Source organism: Kitasatospora sp. NPDC001683, from assembly GCF_053596495.1.
Genome location: NZ_JBSFGK010000203.1, coordinates 1 through 4,357, shown reverse-complemented (window position 1 = coordinate 4,357; position 4,357 = coordinate 1). Strand labels below are relative to the sequence as shown.

Genomic DNA, 4,357 nt, shown 5'->3' with positions numbered 1-4,357 from the left:
GGAAGCTAAGCCTCACAGCGCCGATGGTACTGCAGGGGGGACCCTGTGGGAGAGTAGGACGCCGCCGAACAATTCTTCAGAAAAGCCCCTGATCCTTTCGGATCAGGGGCTTTTCGCATTCTCGCTCAGTTGTCGTCGCCGTCCTGCGTCTGGTTGTCATCGGTCTTCGATTGCCCCTGTGCCTGGGTCGGCGTCGACTGGGCGGTCGAGGCCCCACCGGTCGGGGCTTCGGAAGGCGTTGCCCCGGCCGATGCCGATGCCGATGCCGATGCCGGTGCCGACGCGGCCGCTGACGGGCCCGCTGACGGTGCCTCGGACTGGGGAGCCTGGGGCGGCACCGCCGCCGTTCCCCAGGCCGGACGGCTGAGCCACTTGTCCCCGCTGTTGGTGAGCCGGGTGACTCCCGTACCGTCCGGACGCATGCTGTAGAGATCCGCACCGGAGCCCGCAGGGGCCTGGGTGAAGACGATGGACTTGCCGTCGGGTGCGTAGGCCGCGGTGCCGTAGAAGGTCGTGGACGGGGCCGGGGTGAGGGCGCCGATGGCGGTGCCGTCGGGGTGGACGGTGTAGATGCCGCCGCCGGGGGCGTTGTCGGCGTCGGCCGGGTAGGTGGTGAAGAGGATCTGGGTGCCGTCGGGGGACCAGGCCGCGCGCTCGCCGGCACGCAGTTCCCAGGGGGTGAGTTGGCGGAGCCCGGTGCCGTCCACGCTGACGACGTAGATGGCGCGGCTGTTGGCGGGTTGTCCGGTGGCGCTGGTGCGGTACTCGAAGGTGAGCTGCTTGCCGTCGGGCGACCAGCTGGGGTTGCTGACGGTACCGGAGTAGGGCTTGTCGTTCGTCAGGAAGGTGAGCCGCTGGACGTTGGTGCCGTCGGGGCTCATCAGGTAGAGGTCCGAGTACTGGACCTGCTTGTTGTGGGCCTGGTCGAGGGCGCCCCAGGAACGACTGAAGGCGAGCTGCTTGCCGTCGGGGGAGAAGGCGGGGGCGCGTTCGTCCTCGTTGGCGCAGTCGGCGGTGGCGCTGCTGGTGTCGCAGAGCTGGCTGATCTGGTGGGCGTTGTCGCCGGCAGTGGAGACCGTCCAGAGGCGGGCGGCGCCGGTCTTCGGGTCGGTGCGGTCGAAGGCGATGGCGCTGCCGTCGGGGGACCAGTCGGGGCGGTCGTCGCGGGCGCGCTCGGGCGGCTGGGTGACCTGGTGCTGGCCCGCGCCGTCGGGGCCGAGGGTGACGATGGCACTGGTGGTGCGGGTGGCGTCGGTGTAGGCCCGGCTGACGATCAGTCCGTTGTGCGCCTCGGTGTTCGCGGCGCCGACCACGCCGGGGGACGCGGACTCGGTCGGCTCGGGGGTGGCGGTGGGGGACTCCGGGCGGATCTCCGAGAGCGGGATCTCGCCGGGCTCGGCCCCGCAGCCCGTGATCAGGGCGCCCACAAGGAGAAGGCCCGCACCGGCGGCTGCGCGGGTGCGGGCCTTGCTCGTGGAGGACTGCCGTGTGCCGGTGCTCCGCGTCATCTCCGTCTCCGACCTTTCCGACCGCTCCGACGTGTGCCCCGGCTCCGATGGGGGAGGGACTCAGGACGAGTCCAGGGGGAAGCCCCTGGAACGAGCTGTCACTGTGCCAGACGGTGAGGGTCGGCGGCCGGGCGACACGCGACGGATCGCGTCTGCTCGGTCACACGGAGTAGAGGTGACGTGAGGTGGGCGCGGAGCGGATCAGCCCCGGGCGGCGCGGCGCTCGGCCTTGGCGAGGGCCTCCGCCTCGTCCTCGGCCTCGGCGACCTCCAGGGTCGGTGCGGTACCGCCGAGCTGGGCGGGCACCCACCAGGTGTCGTCCGGGCCGGAGGGCTTGCCGGGGTACTCCCGCTGGGCCCGGTCGAGCATCTCGCTCATGGCGGCGCGCAGCTTCCTGGTGACCATGACGGGCTTGTCTCCCGGGCCCAGGTGGATCGGTTCGCCGATCATGATCGTCACCGGGACGTGGCGCTTGGTGAGGGTCTTCGGGCGGCCCTTGGTCCACAGCTGCTGGGTGCCCCAGAGGACGACGGGCAGCAGTGGGGCGCCGGAGTCGGCGGCCATCCGGGCGGCACCGGTCTTGAACTTCTTCAGCATGAACGAGCGGCTGATGGTCGCCTCGGGGAAGACCCCGACGACCTCGCCGGCCTTGAGGGCGCGCACGGCGGCCTCGTAGGCGGGCTGACCGTCGGTGCGGTCGACCGGGATGTGCTTCATGCCGCGCATCAGCGGCCCGGAGATGCGGTGCCGGAAGACGTCGTCCTTGGCCATGAACCGGGTCTTGCGCTTTCCGCCGCGGTAGGCGCCGAGGCCGGCGAAGAGGAAGTCCAGGTAGCTGATGTGGTTGCTGACCAGCACTGCTCCGCCCCTGGCGGGGATGTGCTCGGCACCGATGATCTTGATCCGCACGTCGAGCGCACGAAAGGCGGTGAGTGCGGCGCCGATCACCGGCGGGTAGACGAACTCTGCCACGGTCAGTCCTGACTTCCACGGGCCGGGGCCCGGTACGGCGGGTACCCGCGCCGTGCGCGGGAGCCGACCGGAGCACGGCACGCCGCGGCGGTCACGGGTGATACACGGAGATGATCCCCCGAACGAGTGCCTGCTGTCATCTGAGGCGTGCGGTCAAGCGAATATTCACGGTGTGATCTCCGTGATGAAGCCGCAGGGGAACTTTTCCGTTCTTCGTCCTTTCCCGACAGGGTGGGGGCAGGTGCGGCATCCGGCCCGGCAGGGTGCGATGGTGAGCGGCCCGGTCAGGCGCCGGCGCTGAGGCGACCCTGAGCCCGTCGGATGATCGGGTAGATCTCGCAGCCCAGGCAGTAGCCGAAGGCGGCGTTCAGGAAGGCCACGGCCAGGCCGAAGGCGGTCGCGAGGAGGCCGAGCCAGGTGACTTCGGTGAGGTAGCCGAGGACGCCGACGGCGGCGAAGACGGCTCCGCCGCCCTGGGCGAAGCGCAGGGGCCGCTCGTCCTCGGTCTCGGTGGGTGGTGCCAGGCGAGGGGCGATGAAGGTGTGGAACAGCCAGCCGTACGGGGACAGTCGGGGGCCACCGAACGCGCCGAGCGTGAAGACGAGGGCCTGCGCGGCCAGCAGCAGGCCGCTGCCGGTGATGAGCACGGCGGCCAGCACCAGCGCGCTGAGTGCGGCGGCGAAGCGGTGACCGCGGGGGTCGGTCTGCACGGGGGCTCCGGGGGATCGCGACGGACGGCTGCGGCGGGGCGCGTCAGCGACAACCGGTGGCGGTGGCCGGCCCCGGGGCGACGGCGCGACGGACGGTCAGCAGCGGCGGGGAGGTGCGGTCGGAGTCCACCTGCCGATCGTACGGGTCCGGTGTCGACAGGTCGACCTCCCTTTCGGAGCCCGGCCGTGCTGCCGCAGACTGAAGGGATGACCGGACCGGTGGTGTGCGTTGTCGTGCTGGCGGTGGCGACCATGTTCGGGCTGCTGAGGGCCAGGCGCGACGGAAGGCTGAGGGTGGGCACCAAGGACGGGACGGTACGGCTGTCGGAGGCGGATCTGGGCGGGCCGCTCGGTGAGCGGGCGACCCTCGTGCAGTTCTCCACCGCGTTCTGCCAGCCCTGCCGGGCCACTCGGCGGGTGCTCGCCGAGGTCGCGGGGATGGTCGACGGGGTCGCGCACGTCGAGCTGGACGCCGAGGCGCAGCTGGAGCTGGTCCGCCGGCTGGAGGTCCTGCGGACGCCGACCGTCCTGGTGCTGGACGCGGCGGGCCGGGTAGTGCGTCGGGCGGCGGGGATGCCGCGCAAGGCGGACGTGATCGCGGCGCTGGGTCAGGCGGTCTGACGCGAACGGCATGGGGAGCGGCTGGGAGCGGCGGCGAACAGGCGGCAGGTAACAGCTGACAAGAAACAGGTGACAGATGACAGCGAACAGATGATGAAATCTGTTCGCTGTCATCTGTCATCTGTTCGGCTCGGCCAGCCAGTAGCCCCGTCCTCCGCGCCCGTCCGGGAATCTCGCACCGGTTCGCACTGCCCGCGAGGTGGAGTCGACCCCTGCCTGGGGCAGGATGGGCGCAAGCGGCGGCGCGGGCCGTCCGGCATAAGCTACTGGCCAGTAGTGACCACTGGGCTACCGCCGAGTATGCTGCCAGGAAGTTCCGGACCGGCACGGGAAACTCGCTGCCCGGAGCGGGTGCGTGCCGTGTTCGCGCCCGCTTGCACGTCGCAGCCGCCGGACGAGACCAGTACAGGAGACAAGGCCGTGAGCTTGAGGATCGTTGTCTGTGTGAAGTACGTGCCGGACGCGACGGGTGACCGTCGTTTCGCGGACGACCACACCACCGACCGGGAGGGTGTGGACGGCCTCCTGTCGGAGCTGGACGAGTAC

Annotated in this window: 4 protein-coding genes, 1 rRNA gene and 1 pseudogene; 3 read left to right on the top strand and 3 right to left on the bottom strand. The window is 70.9% G+C overall.

Going from position 1 to position 4,357, the window contains the following annotated elements; translation table 11 throughout:
* Positions 1–70: ribosomal RNA gene (gene rrf, locus ACWCYO_RS40350) — 5S ribosomal RNA — on the top strand; the annotation flags it as partial.
* A 55-nt stretch (positions 71–125) separates the two neighbouring features.
* Here rrf and ACWCYO_RS40345 read toward each other — a convergent pair.
* The 3 genes from ACWCYO_RS40345 to ACWCYO_RS40335 form a co-directional block, all read right to left on the bottom strand.
* Positions 126–1,508, bottom strand: coding sequence for a TolB family protein (locus ACWCYO_RS40345; protein WP_449787015.1), 1,383 nt, complete (start codon positions 1,506–1,508; stop codon positions 126–128).
* A 201-nt stretch (positions 1,509–1,709) separates the two neighbouring features.
* Positions 1,710–2,480, bottom strand: coding sequence for a lysophospholipid acyltransferase family protein (locus tag ACWCYO_RS40340; RefSeq protein WP_270141920.1), 771 nt, complete (start codon positions 2,478–2,480; stop codon positions 1,710–1,712).
* 284 nt (positions 2,481–2,764) lie between these two features.
* Entirely contained in the window at positions 2,765–3,190 is a 426-nt protein-coding gene (locus tag ACWCYO_RS40335; RefSeq protein WP_270141918.1) for a DUF4395 domain-containing protein, read from the bottom strand.
* A gap of 207 nt (positions 3,191–3,397) precedes the next feature.
* Between ACWCYO_RS40335 and ACWCYO_RS40330 the strand changes: the two genes are divergently transcribed.
* Positions 3,398–3,811: a thioredoxin family protein gene (locus ACWCYO_RS40330; RefSeq protein WP_270141916.1), complete on the top strand. Its 414-nt coding sequence runs from the start codon at positions 3,398–3,400 to the stop codon at positions 3,809–3,811.
* A 420-nt stretch (positions 3,812–4,231) separates the two neighbouring features.
* Positions 4,232–4,357 (top strand): annotated as a pseudogene (locus ACWCYO_RS40325) (electron transfer flavoprotein subunit beta); the annotation flags it as partial.

Coding starts and splice junctions, on each gene's coding strand:
- ACWCYO_RS40345 (WP_449787015.1), bottom strand. CDS start 1,508: ATGACGCGGAGCACCGGCACACGGCAGTCCTCCACGAGCAAGGCCCGC.
- ACWCYO_RS40330 (WP_270141916.1), top strand. CDS start 3,398: ATGACCGGACCGGTGGTGTGCGTTGTCGTGCTGGCGGTGGCGACCATG.